The following is a 16,804-nucleotide window of genomic DNA, read 5'->3' on the forward strand; positions in this document are numbered from 1 at the left end:
CGGCTGCGCGCTCACGGTCTGAGCACGAGAAACCACGTTCGGCCCGAGAAACCACGTTCCACACGAGAAACCACGTTCCGCATGAGAAACGCGCGCTCGGCTGGTTTCTCACGCTGAATGTGGTTTCTCGGCGGGGCGGCCGTGCGCGGCCGAGCGCGGCCGAGCGCGGCCGAGGGCGTTCGAGGCCCGCGAGGGCCCGGACGGGCTCAGACCGTGCCGTAGAGGCGGTCGCCCGCGTCGCCGAGTCCGGGCACGATGTAGCCCTTCTCGTTCAGACGCTCGTCCAGAGCACCGAGCACGAGGGTCACGTCCGCGTCACCGACCATCCTCTCGATCGCCGCGACGCCCTCGGGGGTGCCGAGCAGGCAGATCGCCGTGACGTTCTTCGCACCGCGGTCGAAGAGGAACTGGATCGCCGCCGCCAGCGAGCCGCCGGTGGCGAGCATCGGGTCGATGGCGAAGCACTGGCGGTCGCTGAGATCGTCAGGCAGCCGCTCGGCGTAGGTGGTGGGCTCGAAGGTCTCCTCGTCGCGCACCATGCCGAGGAACCCGACCTCGGCGGTGGGGATCAGCTTGACCAGGCCCTCGAGCATCCCGAGACCGGCCCGCAGGATCGGTACGACGATCGGACGCGGCTCGGCGATCTTCACGCCGGTCGTCGTGGTCACCGGCGTCTTCACCTCGATCGGCTCGACCTTGACGTCGCGGGTGGCCTCGTAGGCGAGCAGCGTCACCAGCTCCTCGGTCAGCTGACGGAAGACCGGCGACGAGGTCCTCTCATCCCGCAGCACCGTGAGCTTGTGAGTGATGAGCGGGTGATCGGCCACATGAACGCGCATGGGTACAGATTACTTGGCGACCGTGTGCCCGCCAGCACGGGCCGCACGTCGTTCGCGCGCGGCGGCGTTGATGCGCTTGGCGTTCGCTGCGACGACGACCGATCCGATCAGGGCGGGAAGCGTGATCAGGATGATGATGAGTGCGGGAGCGTTGTCCATGCCCCCACGCTATGCGCACGCGAGCACAGAAGTCATCCGTCGCGCGGGGGAGATCGTCGCCTCCGTCGTCCGGCGGACGGATGCCAGGGATTCGACTCAGCGCCGGGTCTCGAAGAACGCTCGCAGCTGCGCGGTCGCCTCATCGGCCCGGATGCCGCCGACCACCTCGGCGCGATACGGCAGGCGCCGGTCGCGCAGCACGTCGTACATCGAACCGGCAGCGCCCGCCTTGTCGTCCCAGGCGCCGAAGACCACGCGGCCGATGCGCGCCTGCAGAATGGCGCCCGCGCACATCACGCAGGGCTCCAGGGTGACGACGAGGGTGTGATCCTCGAGGTTCCAGCCGCCGTGCGCTTCGGCGGCCGCGCGCAACGCGATGATCTCGGCGTGCGCGGTCGGGTCGTGCGTCTGCTCGCGGAGGTTGCGTCCCTCGCCGACGACGGCGCCCCGGGCATCCAGCACCACCGCCCCGACCGGAACGTCGCCGGCCGCTCCGGCCTCAGCGGCCAGCACGAGGGCGCGGCGCATCGCATCGTGGTCCGTGGCGGTCATGGATGCGAGCCTAGCCTCCGGGCCTTCGGTGGTCCCATATGGTCGCTTCGCTCCAGGGAAGGCGGCCATATGGGGCCCCGGAGCGATCCGATCCGGGGCCGATCCCGTCAGTCCGACGACGGGAAGACGAACGCGTCGGTCGAGGGCTCGGGGTCGAGCGATGGTCGGTACACGTCGGGCTCGAGGTAGATCACGCGCGCGGCGGGGACGGCATCCCGGATCCGCCTCTCGATCTCGTCGATGTCGGCGGCCGCCTCGCGCACGGTCTTGTCGGACGTGAGGGCAATCTTCGCCGCGACCATCAGCTCCTCGGGGCCGAGGTAGAGGGTCTTGATGTGGATGAGCTTCTCGACGTCGGGACCGCCGACGATGGCGTCGACGATGCGGTCGTAGTCGGCACGATTCGCGCCCTCGCCGATGAGAAGGCTCTTCGTCTCGATGGCCAGGACGATCGCGATCACGATCAGCAGCAGCCCGATCATCAGCGTGCCCAGGGCGTCGAACAGAGGGTTGCCCGTGATGAGGGTCAGACCGACGCCGAGCAGAGCGAAGCTCAGACCGATCAGCGCCCCGGTGTCTTCGAGCAGCACCACGGGCAGCTCCGGAGCCTTCGAACGGCGGATGAACGAGATCCACGACTGGCCGGGCTCGCGCAGCGCATTGCTCTCCCGCACCGCCGTGCGCAGCGAGGTGCCCTCCAAGACGATCGCGATCAGCAGCACCGCGAGCGGCAGCCACCACCAGGTGTGGTCGATCTCGTGCGGATCGATGATCTTCTGCACGCCCTCGTACACCGCGAACAGGCCACCGAGCGAGAACAGGATGATCGACACGACGAAGGCCGACACGTACCGCTCGCGCCCGTAGCCGAACGGGTGCGCACGGTCGGCTTCGCGAGTGGCCTTGCGGTTGCCGAGCATCAGCAGCAGCTGGTTGCCCGAGTCGGCGACGGAGTGGATCGCCTCGGCGAGCATCGACGCCGACCCCGACAGCGCCCACGCGATGAACTTCGCCAGGGCGATGCCCATGTTCGCCAGGAAAGCCGCGATGATCGCCTTGGTGCCGCCGGATGCGCTCATGGCCAGAGTCTACGACGGCGGCACGCGCGGATCACGAGGGCACGACCCACCGGAGGGCGCGCTCGTAGGATGGGCGGCATGGCCGATACCCTCCCCGCACTCGCGTTCCTCGGAGCAGGTTCGATGGGAGGTGCGATCCTGCAGGGCGTCGTCGCGTCGGGCGTCGAGCTCGATGGCGGCATCGTCGCCACCAACCGCACCCGTGAGAAGGCGGATGCCCTGGCATCCCTCCCCGGTGTCACCAGCATCTCGCTCGAGGAGAACCCCGCCGGCAACACCGAGGCGGCAGCCGCAGCCCGGATCATCCTGGTCGGCGTGAAGCCCGCCATGGTTCCCGACCTGCTGCGCGAGATCGCCCCGTCGCTGCGCGACGACGCGATCGTCGTGAGCCTCGCCGCTGGCGTCACCCTCGCGACCTTCACCGAAGCGCTCGGAGCGAAGGTGCGCACCGTGCGCTCGATGCCGAACACCCCGGCGACCGTCGGTCGTGCCGTCACCGGCATCGCCGCGGGCCCGGCCGCGACGGACGACGACATGGCACTCGTGCGCGCGCTGTTCGAGAAGGTCGGTGCGGTCATCGAGGTGCCTGAGTCGCAGATCGACGCGCTGTCGACGGTCTCCGGTTCCGGCCCCGCCTACGTCTTCCTGCTGATCGAGAAGCTCGCCGTGGCGGCGCAGGGGATGGGATTCTCCGATGCCGACGCCCGCCTCATGTCGGAGCAGACGTTCATCGGCGCGGCGGCCCTGCTCGCGGCATCCGGCGAGGACCCGGCCGAGCTGCGCCGGCGCGTCACGAGCCCCAAGGGCACCACCGAGCGCGCCGTGGCCGTGCTGCAGGATGCTCGTCTCGACGACGTCTTCGCGGAGGCGACCGCCGCCGCGCTCACGCGTGCGAAGGAGCTCGCCGCGGGCGCCTGAGCGCTGCCGACGCTTCTGCGTCCCGTCGGGGCTCATCCGAGGTAGGCGAACAACCCAGCGCAGGGGGAAAGACGGGCGATCCGTCCTACCTCCGCGTGTTGGCCTACCTCCGACGAGGGGACCGGCTACCGGTCGAGGCCCGCGAACCGCTCGATGTCGACGTTGGTGCCCGAGACGATGATCAGGTCGTGGTTGGTGACCACGGTGTTCGCCTCCGCGTAGCGGAACGGCTTGCCCGGGCTCTTCACACCGACGACCGTGACCTTGTACTTCGTGCGGACGCCGGATTCGTTCAGGCGCACGCCGCGGATGAACTTCGGTGGGTACATCTTCGCGAGCACGAAGTCGTCGTCGAAGCGGATGAAGTCGAGCATCCGTCCGCTGACCAGGTGCGCGACGCGCTCGCCTGCTTCGCGCTCCGGGTAGATGACGTGGTTGGCGCCGACGCGCGCGAGGATCTTGCCGTGCGACTGCGACACGGCCTTCGCCCAGATCTGCGGCACCTTCAGGTCGACGAGGTTCGCGGTGATCAGCACCGATGCCTCGATGAGCGAGCCGACGGCGACGACCGCCACCTGGAAGTCCTGCGCGCCGATCTGGCGCAGGGCGTCGATGTTCCGGGCATCCGCCTGCACGGTGTGAGTCACCCGCTCCGACCACTTCTGCACGAGGCCGAGATCGCCGTCGATCGCGAGCACCTCGCGATCGAGGCGGTCGAGCTCACCCGCGCAGGCGGCGCCGAAGCGGCCGAGTCCGATCACGAGCACCGGGGCGTCGCCCCGCACCATCTCAACCAACGATCGGCCTTTCGACGGGCAGCGAGTAGAGCTGCGAGCGGGACGTCGCGGCGACCGCCGCGGCGAGTGTCACTGTACCAACGCGTCCCATGAAGATCGTCGCGGCGAGCACATAGCTGGCGGAGTCCGGAAGCTCTGCGGTGAGGCCGGAGCTGAGACCGACGGTGCCGAACGCGGAGATCACGTCGAAGAGCACGTCGATGATGTCGGCCTTGGTGATCTGGGCGATGATCACCGTCGAGACCGCGACGATGGTCGCGCCCCAGGCGACGACCGACAGTGCGACGCGCTGCACGTCCGACGGGATGCGGCGGCCGAACACCTCGACCGACTGTCGTCCCTTCGCCTCGGACCAGACCGCGATGGCGAGGACGGCGAGAGTGGTCACCTTGATGCCGCCTGCGGTGGATGCGGAGCCGCCGCCGACGAACATCAGCATGCACGCCACGAGCATCGACGACCCGTTCAGGTCGGACATGTCGATGACGTTGAACCCGCCCGAGCGCGTCATCGCCGACAGGAACAGCGCGTTCATGGTCGTCTCGCCGGCGTCCATCGATCCGAACGTGGTCGGGTTGTCGAATTCGAGCAGCAGGAACACCGCCGCCCCGAGCAGGAAGAGCAGACCGGTCGTGATGAGCGTCAGCTTGGAATGCAGCGACCAGCGCTTCACATGCCAGACGTGCTTGGCGAGGGTGTAGATCACCGGGAAGCCGATGCTGCCCAGGAACATGCTCACCATGAGGATGCTCAGCACGAGGTAGTCATCGGCGAAGACGGTGACGCCCCCGGCGTTGGGCGTGAAACCCGTGTTCGTGAACGACATGGCCGCGTAGTACGGCGCCTCCCACAGGGCGGCGAACGGGTCGATGCCCGCCCACAACAGCGCCGGATAGAGCAGCACCGCGACACTCAGCTCGATCACGAGCGTCGACAGCGCCACCGTCGTGAGCAGCTGGCCGACCTCGCCGAGGCGCACGGTCTGGCTCTCGTTCACCGGCCCACCGTGCGCGCGCATCGGGTTGGTGTCCCCGGCGGCGAGCAGCTTGGCGCGCAGGCCGAGGCGCTTCGAGATCACCATGCCCATCACCGACGCGAGCGTCAGCACCCCCATGCCGCCGATGTTCACGCCGATGAACAGCAGCACGTTGCCGAACGGCGACCAGTGGCTCGCCATGTCGACGGTCGAGAGTCCCGTGACGCAGATCGTGGACATCGCCGTGAACAGCGCGTCGCTCAGCTCCGTGATGGTGCCGTCGGCCGATGAGATCGGCAGCGACAGCAGGCCGGTGAACAGCAGGATCAGCGCGGCGAAGATGATGATCGCGAAGCGCGAGGGCGACGAGGTGACCAGATGCTTGACCCGCCTGCCGAAACCGCGCAGCGAGTCCTGCGGGGACGATGCCGACGCGATGCCCGACATCGCTCCCCTCTCCGCCGGCGCCGTTCGCCGAGCCTTCGTCATGGTACTCCCGTGCGGCGCCTACTACCCTGAGGGGATGACCGACATCTTCGACGTGATCGCGGACGGCACGAGGCGAGACATCCTCCAGCTGCTGCTGAGCGAGTCGGCCGAGGGCGACGGCGGCACGAGCGTGACGCAGATCGTGAGCCGCCTGGGCATCAGCCAGCCCACCGTGTCGAAGCACCTCAAGGTGCTGCGGCAGGCGAGCCTGGTGACCGTGCGTGAAGAAGGCCAGCGCCGCTTCTACAGTCTCTCCGTCGGGCCGCTCGAAGAGGTCGACGACTGGCTCGTGCCCTTCCTCGTGGATGCCTACGGCGATCAGGCGCCGCTGATCGACATCCCGTTCGCCCCGCTGCCGCCGGCGACAGCCCACGCGGCCGAGGCCGTCGGCCGTGCAGCCGCCTCCGCCAAGCACGTCGTCGCATCCGCCCTGAAGAAGCTCGGCACGTAGCCGCGAGTCACATCCGTCTCATCTGTTTACAGCCATCGCAGCAACCTCATATGCTGTGGTCAGCAGAAAGGGGTGCTGGGGATGCCCGACGTTCACGATGTTCGATTCCTGACGGTGGCCGAAGTCGCCGAGATCATGCGCGTGTCCAAGATGACCGTGTACCGCCTCGTCCACGCGGGTGAGCTGCCGGCGATCCGCTTCGGGCGCAGCTATCGCGTACCCGAGTCCGCGGTCGCGGCCGCCATGCGCACCCCGAACGCCGATGTCGGCTGACCCCCGATTCGGGCCGCGCCCGACCGTTTGCTAGAATCGTCCGAGGCATTTTTTTCGTGCCCGTACCCGGGTGCCGTTTCCATGGCATCCAACCCCTGACTTAGTGAGGTTTCCGTGGGTTCAGTCATCAAGAAGCGCCGCAAGCGCATGGCGAAGAAGAAGCACCGCAAGCTGCTTCGCAAGACTCGCCACCAGCGCCGCAACAAGAAGTAAGCGGCACGACACCGAGCGCCCCTCATGGCTTCTGAGCCTGTCGAAGGGGCGCTTCGTGTCTGCGCCGACAGGAGGAGAACCATGAAGACGATCACTGTCGACGAGCTCGCTCAGCGAGAGGGCGTGCCCCTGATCGACGTGCGCGAGCGCCATGAGTTCGAGGCGGGTCACGTGCCCGGTGCGATCAACCTGCCGATGTCCGAGCTGGGCGGTCGGCTGGATGAGCTGCCCGGCGAGGCCTTCGACGTGATCTGCGAGCTGGGTGGACGCTCGGCGCGCGTGGTCGACGCGCTCTCGGATCGCGGACACGACGCGACGAACGTCGAGGGCGGCACGGCGGCCTGGGTGGCCCAGGGGCGTCCGGTCGCGCAGTGACCACGCTCACGATCATCGGCAAGCCCGACTGCCATCTGTGCGAGGTCGCGAGCGAGGTGGTCGACGCCGTCGTCGCCGAGATGCCGGATGCCGCTGCTGAGCGCCTCGAGATCGTCGAGCAGTCCATCGCAGATGACCCCGCGCTCTACGAGCGCTGGTGGGAGAAGATCCCCGTCGTGCTGATCGACGGTGAGCTGCACGCGCACTGGCGCGTCTCGCCGGATCGGCTCCGTCAGGCACTCGAGGAGGCCACGAAGTGATCCGTCATGTCGTCAGCTGGAAGCTCGCCACGGAGGATCCCGCTGCACGCGCCGAGCAGGCCGCCGAGGTCGCTCGCCGTCTGAACGCGCTCATGGGCGTGGTCCCTGAGCTGCGCGCGGTGTCGGCAGGGGCGAACGTCGCTCATCCCGATGTCAACTGGGATGTCACGCTGGTCGCCGACGTCGATTCGCTCGAGGCTCTCGAGGCCTACCAGGTGCACCCGGCTCACAAGGAGGCCGGCGCGTACATCAAGTCGGTCGTCGCATCCCGGGTCGCCGTCGACTTCGAGATCTGACGCGCCGCCTTGCAATGCAAATGTGATCGGCGCCCCTCTCGCGCCGCTGTGAGAAGTACCCGTGAGCATGACAAGATGAGTTCACCCGAATCGGGCGTATGCCCCCGTCACAAAGGAGTGGCTATGAGCCGCCGTCCCCTCGTTCTCGGTGCTGCTGTCCTCGCGGTCGCGGCCCTCGCCCTCACCGGCTGCGCCGGCGGAGACTCCAAGCCCGCCGACGACGGCGGGAAGGCGTCGTCCGGCGCCGACTACGGCCTGGTGTCGGAGGGGACCCTGACCGTGTGCTCCGAGGTCCCCTACGTTCCCTTCGAGATGGAGGGCGGCGACAACGGCAGCGGCTACACCGGCTTCGACATCGACCTGGCCTACGCCATCGCGCAGGAGCTCGGCCTCGAGCTCAACGTGCAGGACGTCAGCTTCGATGGACTGCAGTCCGGTACCACCTTGATCGCAGGCACGTGCGACATGGGCGCCTCGGCCATGACCATCACGGATGAGCGCAAGGCCAACATCGACTTCTCCGACCCGTACTACGACTCGCTGCAGTCGCTGCTGACCAGCGTCGACTCGGGCATCAAGAGCATCAAGGACCTCGACGGCAAGAACGTCGGTGTGCAGCAGGGCACCACCGGCGAAAGCTACGCCAAGGAGAACGCCAAGGGTGCGACCCTCGTGCAGTACCCCGGGGATGCCGAGCTGTGGCCTGCCCTGCAGGCCGGTCAGATCGACGCGATCCTGCAGGACCAGCCGGTCAACATCGAGCACGAGAAGACGGATCCGGAGTACAAGATCGTCGAGGAGTACGACACCGAGGAGTCGTACGGGTTCGCCTTCGCCAAGGGCGAGAAGGACGAGCTGCGCGAGGCTGTGAACAAGGCTCTGAAGGACCTTCGCGACAGCGGCGACTACGACACCATCTACGACACGTATTTCGCAGCGAAGTAAGCCCGGCGGACAGACAGGAGCTGCGTACCGATGGCATTGAAGCGGAGGACCAGGAGCAGGCTGTACCGGTACTCGATGTATGGACTGTTCCTGGCCCTGGTCCTGGCGGTCGTGCTGCTCACCGACTGGACCCGGATCGGCAAGCAGTTCTTCAACCTCGAGGTCGCGGCGAAGCTGTTCCCCGACATCATCCTGGTCGCGCTGCGCAACACGGTGCTGTTCACGCTGATCGCCTTCACCGGAGGTCTGCTGCTCGGCATCCTGTTCGCGCTGATGAAGCTGTCGATCATCGCTCCGTTCCGCTGGTTCGCGACGGCGTGGATCGAACTGTTCCGCGGTCTGCCCGCGCTGCTGACGATCTTCGCGATGGCGTTCATCCTGCCGATCGCGTTCGGCATCAAGCCGCCCGGCGGTCCGGTCGGAGCAGGCCTCATCGGGCTCATCCTCGTCGCGTCCGCGTACATGGCCGAGGTGATCCGCGCCGGCATCCAGGCCGTGCCGAAGGGGCAGAGCGAGGCGTCCCGCTCGCTCGGCATGTCGCCGATGAAGACGATGTTCTGGATCGTGCTGCCGCAGGGATTCCGGATCATCATCCCGCCGCTGACCAACGAGTTCGTGCTGCTGCTGAAAGACACGTCGCTGCTGTTCATCGCCGGCACATTCATCTGGTCCAAGGAGCTCACCAGCTTCGCGAGGGACGCGAACACCATGTACGCGAACGCGACACCGCTGATCATGGCGGCGATTCTGTATCTGATCGTGACGATTCCGCTCACGCGGTTCACCGCGTGGCTGGAACGACGGATGGCGAGGGAACGATGAGTACGGATCTGATCGACGTACACGCACCTGCGATCGACATCCAGAGGCTGGGGAAGAGCTTCGGCGAGAACGAGGTGCTCAAGGGCATCGACTTGACGGTGCTCCGCGGCGAGGTGGTCTGCATCATCGGTCCATCCGGGTCGGGAAAGTCGACGCTGCTGCGCTCGGTGAACCTGCTCGAGGACCCGACCCGCGGAAACATCCTCATCGAGGGGATCGACGTCACCGACGAGGAGACCGACATCGATCGGGTTCGTCAGCGCATCGGCATGGTCTTCCAGAGCTTCAACCTCTTCCCGCATATGACCGCGCTCGGCAACCTGACGATCGCGCAGCGTCGGGTGAAGAAGCGCTCCAAGACCGAGGCGGAGCAGGTCGCGCGGGAGATGCTCGACCGAGTCGGGCTGGCGGAGAAGGCCGACGAGTATCCCAGTCACCTCTCCGGCGGGCAGCAGCAGCGCGTGGCCATCGCTCGCGCGCTGTGCATGAACCCCGACATGATGCTCTTCGATGAGCCCACCTCGGCGCTCGATCCGGAACTCGTGGGTGAGGTGCTGCAGGTGATGCGCCAGCTGGCGGAGGAGGGGATGACGATGCTCGTCGTCACCCACGAGATGGGCTTCGCGCGCGAAGTCGGATCTCGGCTGATCTTCATGGACGACGGGCAGATCGTCGAGCAGGGCGACCCGCGCGAGGTGCTCGCGAACCCGCAGCATCCGCGCACGCAGGACTTCCTCTCGCGCGTGCTCTGAGCTCCGTCGCAGACCCCGTCGTGTCCATCGAGGGCGCGCCGATCTGGCATCCTGAACTGTGATGGAGATCGGCGCGTTCCTCGGCCTCGAGCAGCTCACGTGGGGCATGCTCGTCCTCGTCGTCATCGCCGCGTTCGGTGCCGGGTGGATCGACGCGGTCGTCGGGGGCGGCGGACTGCTGCAGCTGCCCGCCGTGCTGCTGATTCCCGGCATCACGCCGGTGCAGGCGCTGGCGACCAACAAGCTCGGCTCGATCTTCGGCACGGCGACGAGCAGCGTCACCTACTATCGCCGGGCGAAACCCGATATCCGAACTGCGCTGCCGATGGCGGCGATCGCGTTGGCGGGCTCGTTCGGCGGAGCCGCCGTGGCCACCGTGCTTCCGGCATCCGCCTTCAAGCCGATCATCGTCGTCGCGCTGCTGGCCGTCGCGCTGTTCACCGCGTTCAAGCCGCAGCTGGGCGCCGCGACGGCGCTGCGGTTCTCGGGGCATCGCCATCACGTGACCGCGGGCGCCGCGGGCCTGGTGATCGGCTTCTACGATGGCCTGATCGGGCCGGGCACGGGGACATTCCTCGTGATCACGCTCGTCGCGCTGCTGGGCTACGACTTCCTGCAGTCCAGCGCGAAGGCGAAGATCGTGAACTTCGCCACCAATGCCGGCGCCCTCATCCTGTTCATCCCGCACGGCGCGGTGCTGTGGCTGCTGGGCCTGATCCTCGGCGTCGCGAACACGGCCGGCAGCTACCTCGGCTCGCGCATGGCGATCTCGCGGGGGTCCGGCTTCATCCGCGTCGTGTTCCTCGGCGTGGTGATCGTGCTGATCGCGAAGCTCGGCCTCGATGTGTGGAATGAGAACGTCGCGCCTATGCTCGCGGCCCGCTGAATCGGAGCATCCGAACCGGCATATCGGAAATGTCGCCCTTACGCGACCCTTGCCATGACGGGTGTCTTCCCGCGTAGACTCCGAATTGCGTCCGGTCGGGCGCGCCAGTGCTCCCACGGAGGAGGGACGATGAGGTCACTAGGCAGGGTGCGGATCCTGGTCGGATTCGCCGGTCTCATGGCGGCAGTGGTCGCGTTGAGCGGATGCTCGGGATCGGGGGATCCGGGTGACGGCGACAAGGTCACCCTCGAGGTGCAGTCGGCGATGGCGGAGGGGACGCCTCGTTACAAGGCGCTCAGCGCGCTCGCCGAGGCATACGAGAAGGACAACCCCGACGTGAAGGTCGACGTCGTCGCGATGGGCAGCGACTACGAAGGCGACATGAAGGTGCGGATGGGGTCGGGCGACCTGCCCGACATCTGGGCCACGCACGGGTGGTCGCTGCTGCGCTACAGCGAGTTCCTCGAGCCGCTCGATGACCAGTCATGGGCCGACCAGCTCAACCCCGTGCTCGACTCGACGATGAAGAACGACGACGGGGAGTTCTTCGCCCTTCCACTGACGACCGATGTCGCCGGCATCCTGTACAACAAGACGGTGCTCGAGGACGCGGGGATCGACCCGGCTTCGCTCGACACCATCGACGCATTCGACGAGGCGCTGGCCACGGTCAAGGGCGCAGGGATCGTGCCGATCTCGAGCTCAGGCAAGGACGACTGGTTCGCCGGCAACGTCGCGGACTGGCTCGGATCGGGATCGTACGACGAGGCGGAATCCGAGAAGCTCGCCGACGGGGAGTTCGTCGACAGCGGCTTCGAGGCCATGTTCACCAAGCTCGATGAGTGGTCGAAGGCCGGGTACTTCAACCCCGACTTCTCCTCTGCCACCAGCGATGACGTCACCACGGCGCTCGGACAGGGCTCGACCGCGTTCGTGATGATCCAGAACACGCTCGCGCTCGGTGCCAAGGACTTCGTGCCAGACGCGCAGATCGGCTTCATCCCGGTGCCCGCCATCAACGGCGACGACGAGTACCTCATCGGCGGCGAGGGTGTCGCCCTGGGGGCGTGGCGCGACGGCGAGCACAAGGAGGAGGCACTCGACTTCCTCGAATTCCTCGCCGAGCCCGAGAACATCGGGCAGTTCGCGAGCGAAGACGGCAACCCCGCGGGCCTCACCGACATCGACGTCGACCTCGGCGACCTCTCCGACAGCTACGAGCAGTTCTTCACACCCGGGGAGGTGCGCATGGTGCCCTACTTCGACCGCGCGTACCTGCCCAACGGCATGTGGAACACTCTGATCTCGACCACGTCGGGCATCGTCACCGGGCAGACCACGGTCGATTCTGCGGTGAAGCAGGTCGAGGCCGAGTTCGGCACGCTGTACGGTCAGCAGTAGGTCACGCGAGAGGTGACTTCACGTTCGACGGGGATCTTCCCGCGCCGACTCAACTGGTTCTACGTGCCGGCGCTCGTGCTGTTCGCCGTGTTCTCGATCTATCCCCTGATCAGCGGCGTCAGCCTCTCGCTGACCAACTGGAACGGGTACAGCCGTAGCAAGGCGTTCGTCGGGGTGGACAACTACCTGCGCCTGCTCGACGACGAGGTGTTCCGCACGGCGCTGGTCAACACGCTCATCTACGGAGTGGGCAGCACGATCATCCAGCAGGTGCTCGGTCTGGGTCTCGCCGTCGTGTTGGATCGCATCGTGCGAGGAGCCGCGCTGCTGCGCGCGGTCATCTACCTGCCGGTGCTGGTGTCGCCGGTGGTGCTGGGCACGATGTACTACCTGATCTTCCGGTACAACAACGGCGCTCTGAACGATCTGCGGGCGCTGTTCGGCGCCGAGCAGGTCGCGTGGCTGTCGGATGCCGGGTTCGCCATCACCGCGATCGTCGCCGTCAACTCGCTGCAGTTCGTCGGCATCTCGATGGTCATCTACCTCGCGGGTCTGCAGGGCGTGCCGACGGAATACCACGAGGCTGCGCAGCTCGATGGCGCGACCTGGTGGCAGAGCTTCCGCAGCATCACGCTGCCGCTGCTGCAGCCGGCGTTCGCGACGAGCATCGTGCTGAACCTGATCGGGGGACTGAAGCTGTTCGACGTCGTGCAGGTGCTCACCGGCGGTGGCCCCGGCGATTCCACCCACTCGGTGTCGACGCTGATCGGCGAGACGTACTTCTCGAATCAGGCAGCCGGATACTCCGCCGCGATCGGCGTGGTGCTGTTCGTCCTCATCGTCGCTGTCACGTTCGTGCTGAACTCGCTGCTGAACCGGAAGCGGGTCGAGCTGTGAAGAACGCCTCCACGCCGTCGAAGGCGCTCATCTACGCCGGTCTCGGCTTCATTGCCCTGCTGCAGCTGCTGCCGTTCTATTTCGGCCTCACCACGGCATCCAAGCCCAAGACCGACCTCTCGTCGCCCTGGGCCTTTCCCGGTGAGATCCACTGGACCAACTTCCAGACCGCGATGCAGCAGGGGAACATCCTGCAGGCGATCGGCAACAGCGCGCTCGTGACGGTCGTGTCCACCGTGCTCGTGTGCGTGCTCGGCGCGCTCACCGCCTACCCGCTCGCGCGGCGGGTCACCCGCGGCAATCAGCTGATCTACGCCTGCATCATCGCCCTGATCATGATCCCGCCGCTGTCGGTGCTCGTGCCGCTGTACACCCTCATGAAGGACCTCGGCGGACTGAACACCCACTGGGGCATCATCGTGCTGATGGTCACCGGCAACCTGCCGCTGGCCGTGTTCCTGTACACGGCGTTCATGCGCAGCCTGCCGTTGTCGATCGAGGAGGCCGCGACCGTCGACGGCGCGGGTCCCCTGCAGGTGCTGTTCCGGATCGTCTTCCCCATGCTCAGGCCCGTCACCGCCACTGTCGCGATCCTCGCGGGAGTCGGGATCTGGAACGAGTTCGCGCTGAGCACGTACTTCCTGCGCACCGACGAGACCCGCACGATCGCTCCCGCCGTGGCCGGGTTCTTCGCCGCGCAGGGAAGCAACCCGGGCGCCGCGGCCGCGGCATCAGTGCTCTCGGTGGTGCCGGTGCTGGTGGCCTACCTGTTCCTGCAGCGCAGCTTCATCAAGGGGATGATCGCCGGGTCGTTGAAGTGAGCTGTCTCACGGGCAACCTCGTCACCGCGGCAGGTGGTATTTGAAGCCGACGTGCGAGCCGACATACCCGAGGCGCTCGTAGAACCGGTGCGCGTCGGTGCGTGCGGCATCGGAGGTGAGCTGGACCATCGCAGCGCCGAGCGCGGGAGCAGCGTCTTCGGACACCCAGCGCATGAGGGCCGACCCGATGCCGCTCGAGCGCAGGTCGCTGCGAACGCGCACCGCCTCGACGAGCAGCCGGCGCGCGCCCTGCCTGGCCATGCCGGGAATCGACGTGAGCTGCAGCGTGCCGACGATCGCTCCGTCGAGCTCCGCGACGAGCAGGTCGTTCGACGGCTCGGCGAGGATCTCGTCGAGTGCGGCCAGGTAGGCCGGGCGGTCGGCATCCGAGGCCTGATCGCCGCGGGATGCGCTGATCGGGTCGTCGGCGAGCAGCGCGATGATCCCGTCGGCATCCGCCGGGGTCGCGCGCCGCAGCACCGCGCGCCCGGCGCGCGAGTCGATCGGGTGGGGAAGGGGAAGGGATGCCAGCATCCGGCCAGTCTCCCAGCATCCCCACCGCGCCGCCCCGCCCCCGGCCGTGGGTAGCGCCGCCCTGGGCAGCGCCGACACCCCCGGAAGACGCCGGCACCCCCAGGTGTGGACGTCCACAGCTGGGGGTGTCGGCGCGAAGTGGGGGTGTCGGCGGGGAGAGTGGACCCCGCCGGGCGAGGGTCAGGCCGGGACGGACTCGTCCTCCGGCTCGGCGTCCACGCCCGCCTCGGCGCGCTGCTCCGGCGTGATCGGGGCGGGCGCCTCGGTCAGCGGGTCGAAGCCGCCACCCGACTTCGGGAAGGCGATGACCTCGCGGATCGACTCCGTCTTCGTCAGGTGCTGCATGACGCGGTCCATGCCCAGCGCGATGCCGCCGTGCGGGGGAGCGCCGAACTTGAACGCCTCGAGCAGGAAGCCGAACTTCTCGTCGGCCTGCTCCTCGGTGATGCCCATGACGTTGAACACGCGCTTCTGCACGTCTTCCCGGTGGATGCGGATGGAGCCGCCGCCCAGCTCCGACCCGTTGCACACGATGTCGTATGCGTAGGCGAGAGCGGACGCCGGGTCGGTGTCGAACGTGTCGGCGAACTCGGGCTTCGGGCCGGTGAACGCGTGGTGCACGGCCGTCCATGCGCCCGAGCCGACCGCGACATCGCCGGATGCCACGGCGTCGCCGGCGGGCTCGAACATCGGCGCGTCGACGACCCAGGTGAACGCGAACACGTTCGGGTCGAGGAGCTCGAGGCGGCGGCCGATCTCGACGCGCGCAGCGCCGAGCAGGGCGCGGCTGGCCTTCGTCTCACCGGCGGCGAAGAACGCGCAGTCCCCGGCCTTGGCGCCGACGAGCTCGGCGAGGCCCGCCTGCTCGGCCTCGGACAGGTTCTTGGCGACCGGGCCGCCCAGCGTTCCGTCCTCGTTGAAGAGCACGTACGCGAGGCCACGGGCACCGCGCTGCTTGGCCCAGTCCTGCCAGGCATCCAGCGTCTTGCGCGGCTGCGACGCGCCACCGGGCATCAGCACCGCGCCGACGTACTCCGACTGGAACACCCGGAAGGGCGTGTTCGCGAAGTACTCGGTCGCCTCGACGAGCTCGAGACCGAACCGCAGGTCGGGCTTGTCGGAGCCGTACTTGGCCATCGCGTCGGCGTAGGTGATGCGGGGCAGCGGGGTCTGCACGTCGACGTCGATGGTCTTCCACATCGCGACGACGAGCGACTCCATCATCTCGATGACGTCCTCCTGCTCGACGAACGACATCTCGATGTCGAGCTGGGTGAACTCGGGCTGACGGTCGGCGCGGAAGTCCTCGTCGCGGTAGCAGCGGGCGATCTGGAAGTACTTCTCGACACCGCCGACCATGAGCAGCTGCTTGAACAGCTGCGGCGACTGCGGCAGCGCGTACCAGCTGCCCGGATGCAGGCGGGCGGGCACGAGGAAGTCGCGGGCGCCCTCGGGCGTCGACCGCGTCAGCGTCGGCGTCTCGACCTCGACGAAGTCGCGCTTGTGCAGCTCATCGCGGATCGCCTTGTAGACGTCCGAGCGCAGGCGCATCGCGGCGGCGGGGTTCGGGCGACGCAGGTCGAGGTAGCGGTGCTTCAGACGCACCTCCTCGCCGATCGGGTCGGACTCGGCCAGGCCGCTCGAGACCTGAAAGGGCAGGGGTGCGGACTCGTTGAGCACCACCACCTCGGCGGCGATCAGCTCGATCTCGCCGGTGGGCAGGTTGGGGTTCTCGTTGCCTGCGGGGCGGCGCGAGACCTCGCCCGTCACCTGCAGCACGAACTCAGAGCGCAGCGGGTGCGCCACCTCTTCGTCGCGGATGACGACCTGGGCGATGCCCGATGCATCGCGAAGATCGATGAACGCGACGCCTCCGTGATCGCGGCGACGATCGACCCACCCGGAGAGGGTGACGGTCTGACCGATGTGCGAGGCATCGAGTGAGCCTGCCGTGTGTGTGCGAAGCACGGAGATTCCTTCTGATCGGGGAAATACGAACCCGCCCAGTCTACGTGGCGGGTCGTGACGCCCGATTCGAGCGAGAGTGGGGGTTCCTTTCGCTTGTCGCC

At 67.5% G+C, this 16,804-nt stretch carries 22 protein-coding genes; 14 read left to right on the plus strand and 8 right to left on the minus strand.

Features of this window, described 5'->3' with window-relative positions; translation table 11 throughout:
• Positions 1-206: 206 nt before the first annotated feature.
• From upp to ACIPV2_RS00965, 4 genes are all read right to left on the minus strand, one after another.
• Entirely contained in the window at positions 207-839 is a 633-nt protein-coding gene (upp, locus tag ACIPV2_RS00950) for a uracil phosphoribosyltransferase (protein WP_101188094.1), read from the minus strand.
• 9 nt (positions 840-848) lie between these two features.
• A complete protein-coding gene (locus ACIPV2_RS00955; protein ID WP_400837239.1) occupies positions 849-998 on the minus strand; it encodes a hypothetical protein in 150 nt (49 codons plus the stop codon).
• A gap of 96 nt (positions 999-1,094) precedes the next feature.
• Complete coding sequence (tadA, locus tag ACIPV2_RS00960) at positions 1,095-1,550, minus strand: tRNA adenosine(34) deaminase TadA (protein WP_400837242.1); 456 nt, start codon at positions 1,548-1,550, stop codon at positions 1,095-1,097.
• 107 nt (positions 1,551-1,657) lie between these two features.
• Positions 1,658-2,629: a cation diffusion facilitator family transporter gene (locus tag ACIPV2_RS00965; RefSeq protein WP_400837245.1), complete on the minus strand. Its 972-nt coding sequence runs from the start codon at positions 2,627-2,629 to the stop codon at positions 1,658-1,660.
• Between the two features lie 78 nt (positions 2,630-2,707).
• Here ACIPV2_RS00965 and proC point away from each other — a divergent pair, with 78 nt between their 5' ends.
• Positions 2,708-3,547 carry a pyrroline-5-carboxylate reductase gene (gene proC / locus ACIPV2_RS00970; protein ID WP_400837247.1) on the plus strand — a complete coding sequence of 280 codons (840 nt, stop codon included), beginning with the start codon at positions 2,708-2,710 and terminating at the stop codon, positions 3,545-3,547.
• 125 nt (positions 3,548-3,672) lie between these two features.
• On the opposite strand, the gene ACIPV2_RS00975 is transcribed toward proC, so the two are convergent.
• Together ACIPV2_RS00975 and ACIPV2_RS00980 are read right to left on the minus strand one after the other, a co-directional pair.
• On the minus strand, positions 3,673-4,335 hold the full coding sequence (locus tag ACIPV2_RS00975; protein ID WP_400837250.1) for a potassium channel family protein: 663 nt from the start codon (positions 4,333-4,335) through the stop codon (positions 3,673-3,675).
• Position 4,336: 1 nt separating this feature from the next.
• Positions 4,337-5,767: a TrkH family potassium uptake protein gene (locus tag ACIPV2_RS00980; protein WP_400837253.1), complete on the minus strand. Its 1,431-nt coding sequence runs from the start codon at positions 5,765-5,767 to the stop codon at positions 4,337-4,339.
• A 76-nt stretch (positions 5,768-5,843) separates the two neighbouring features.
• On the opposite strand from ACIPV2_RS00980, the gene ACIPV2_RS00985 reads away from it, so the two are divergent.
• The 13 genes from ACIPV2_RS00985 to ACIPV2_RS01045 all read left to right on the plus strand — a co-directional run bounded on the left by ACIPV2_RS00985 (position 5,844) and on the right by ACIPV2_RS01045 (position 14,201).
• Positions 5,844-6,260, plus strand: coding sequence for a helix-turn-helix transcriptional regulator (locus ACIPV2_RS00985; RefSeq protein WP_101188100.1), 417 nt, complete (start codon positions 5,844-5,846; stop codon positions 6,258-6,260).
• A gap of 81 nt (positions 6,261-6,341) precedes the next feature.
• Positions 6,342-6,533: a helix-turn-helix domain-containing protein gene (locus ACIPV2_RS00990; RefSeq protein WP_101188101.1), complete on the plus strand. Its 192-nt coding sequence runs from the start codon at positions 6,342-6,344 to the stop codon at positions 6,531-6,533.
• Between the two features lie 114 nt (positions 6,534-6,647).
• A complete protein-coding gene (locus tag ACIPV2_RS00995; protein ID WP_003792170.1) occupies positions 6,648-6,746 on the plus strand; it encodes a 30S ribosomal protein bS22 in 99 nt (32 codons plus the stop codon).
• Between the two features lie 81 nt (positions 6,747-6,827).
• Positions 6,828-7,121 (plus strand): rhodanese-like domain-containing protein, encoded by a 294-nt coding sequence (locus ACIPV2_RS01000; protein ID WP_101188102.1) that lies wholly within the window; start codon positions 6,828-6,830, stop codon positions 7,119-7,121.
• Positions 7,118-7,381, plus strand: a complete 264-nt coding sequence (locus ACIPV2_RS01005) for a glutaredoxin family protein (protein WP_101188103.1) — start codon at positions 7,118-7,120, stop codon at positions 7,379-7,381. Before ACIPV2_RS01000 ends, ACIPV2_RS01005 begins: the two co-directional genes overlap by 4 nt.
• The gene (locus tag ACIPV2_RS01010; protein WP_400837258.1) at positions 7,378-7,677 is read left to right on the plus strand and encodes a Dabb family protein; all 300 of its coding nucleotides are present in this window, start codon (positions 7,378-7,380) and stop codon (positions 7,675-7,677) included. The genes ACIPV2_RS01005 and ACIPV2_RS01010 overlap by 4 nt, the downstream gene beginning before the upstream one ends.
• 123 nt (positions 7,678-7,800) lie before the next feature.
• Positions 7,801-8,622, plus strand: coding sequence for an ABC transporter substrate-binding protein (locus ACIPV2_RS01015; protein ID WP_101188105.1), 822 nt, complete (start codon positions 7,801-7,803; stop codon positions 8,620-8,622).
• A 75-nt stretch (positions 8,623-8,697) separates the two neighbouring features.
• Positions 8,698-9,444: an amino acid ABC transporter permease gene (locus ACIPV2_RS01020; RefSeq protein WP_400837261.1), complete on the plus strand. Its 747-nt coding sequence runs from the start codon at positions 8,698-8,700 to the stop codon at positions 9,442-9,444.
• Positions 9,441-10,196: an amino acid ABC transporter ATP-binding protein gene (locus ACIPV2_RS01025; RefSeq protein WP_101188107.1), complete on the plus strand. Its 756-nt coding sequence runs from the start codon at positions 9,441-9,443 to the stop codon at positions 10,194-10,196. Before ACIPV2_RS01020 ends, ACIPV2_RS01025 begins: the two co-directional genes overlap by 4 nt.
• 61 nt (positions 10,197-10,257) lie before the next feature.
• Positions 10,258-11,082, plus strand: a complete 825-nt coding sequence (locus ACIPV2_RS01030) for a sulfite exporter TauE/SafE family protein (protein WP_400837265.1) — start codon at positions 10,258-10,260, stop codon at positions 11,080-11,082.
• 129 nt (positions 11,083-11,211) lie between these two features.
• Positions 11,212-12,483 carry an ABC transporter substrate-binding protein gene (locus ACIPV2_RS01035; protein ID WP_400837267.1) on the plus strand — a complete coding sequence of 424 codons (1,272 nt, stop codon included), beginning with the start codon at positions 11,212-11,214 and terminating at the stop codon, positions 12,481-12,483.
• Positions 12,484-12,495: 12 nt separating this feature from the next.
• Positions 12,496-13,380 carry a carbohydrate ABC transporter permease gene (locus tag ACIPV2_RS01040; RefSeq protein ID WP_400837270.1) on the plus strand — a complete coding sequence of 295 codons (885 nt, stop codon included), beginning with the start codon at positions 12,496-12,498 and terminating at the stop codon, positions 13,378-13,380.
• Positions 13,377-14,201, plus strand: coding sequence for a carbohydrate ABC transporter permease (locus ACIPV2_RS01045; RefSeq protein WP_400837273.1), 825 nt, complete (start codon positions 13,377-13,379; stop codon positions 14,199-14,201). The genes ACIPV2_RS01040 and ACIPV2_RS01045 overlap by 4 nt, the downstream gene beginning before the upstream one ends.
• Positions 14,202-14,222: 21 nt before the next feature.
• On the opposite strand, the gene ACIPV2_RS01050 is transcribed toward ACIPV2_RS01045, so the two are convergent.
• Both ACIPV2_RS01050 and aspS read right to left on the minus strand, forming a co-directional pair.
• On the minus strand, positions 14,223-14,735 hold the full coding sequence (locus tag ACIPV2_RS01050) for a GNAT family N-acetyltransferase (protein ID WP_400837276.1): 513 nt from the start codon (positions 14,733-14,735) through the stop codon (positions 14,223-14,225).
• A gap of 180 nt (positions 14,736-14,915) precedes the next feature.
• Positions 14,916-16,703 carry an aspartate--tRNA ligase gene (gene aspS, locus ACIPV2_RS01055; RefSeq protein ID WP_400837279.1) on the minus strand — a complete coding sequence of 596 codons (1,788 nt, stop codon included), beginning with the start codon at positions 16,701-16,703 and terminating at the stop codon, positions 14,916-14,918.
• Between the last annotated feature and the right edge of the window lie 101 nt (positions 16,704-16,804).

The sequence above is a fragment of the Microbacterium sp. NPDC089987 genome (assembly GCF_044748505.1).
Classification (GTDB): Bacteria; Actinomycetota; Actinomycetes; order Actinomycetales; family Microbacteriaceae; genus Microbacterium.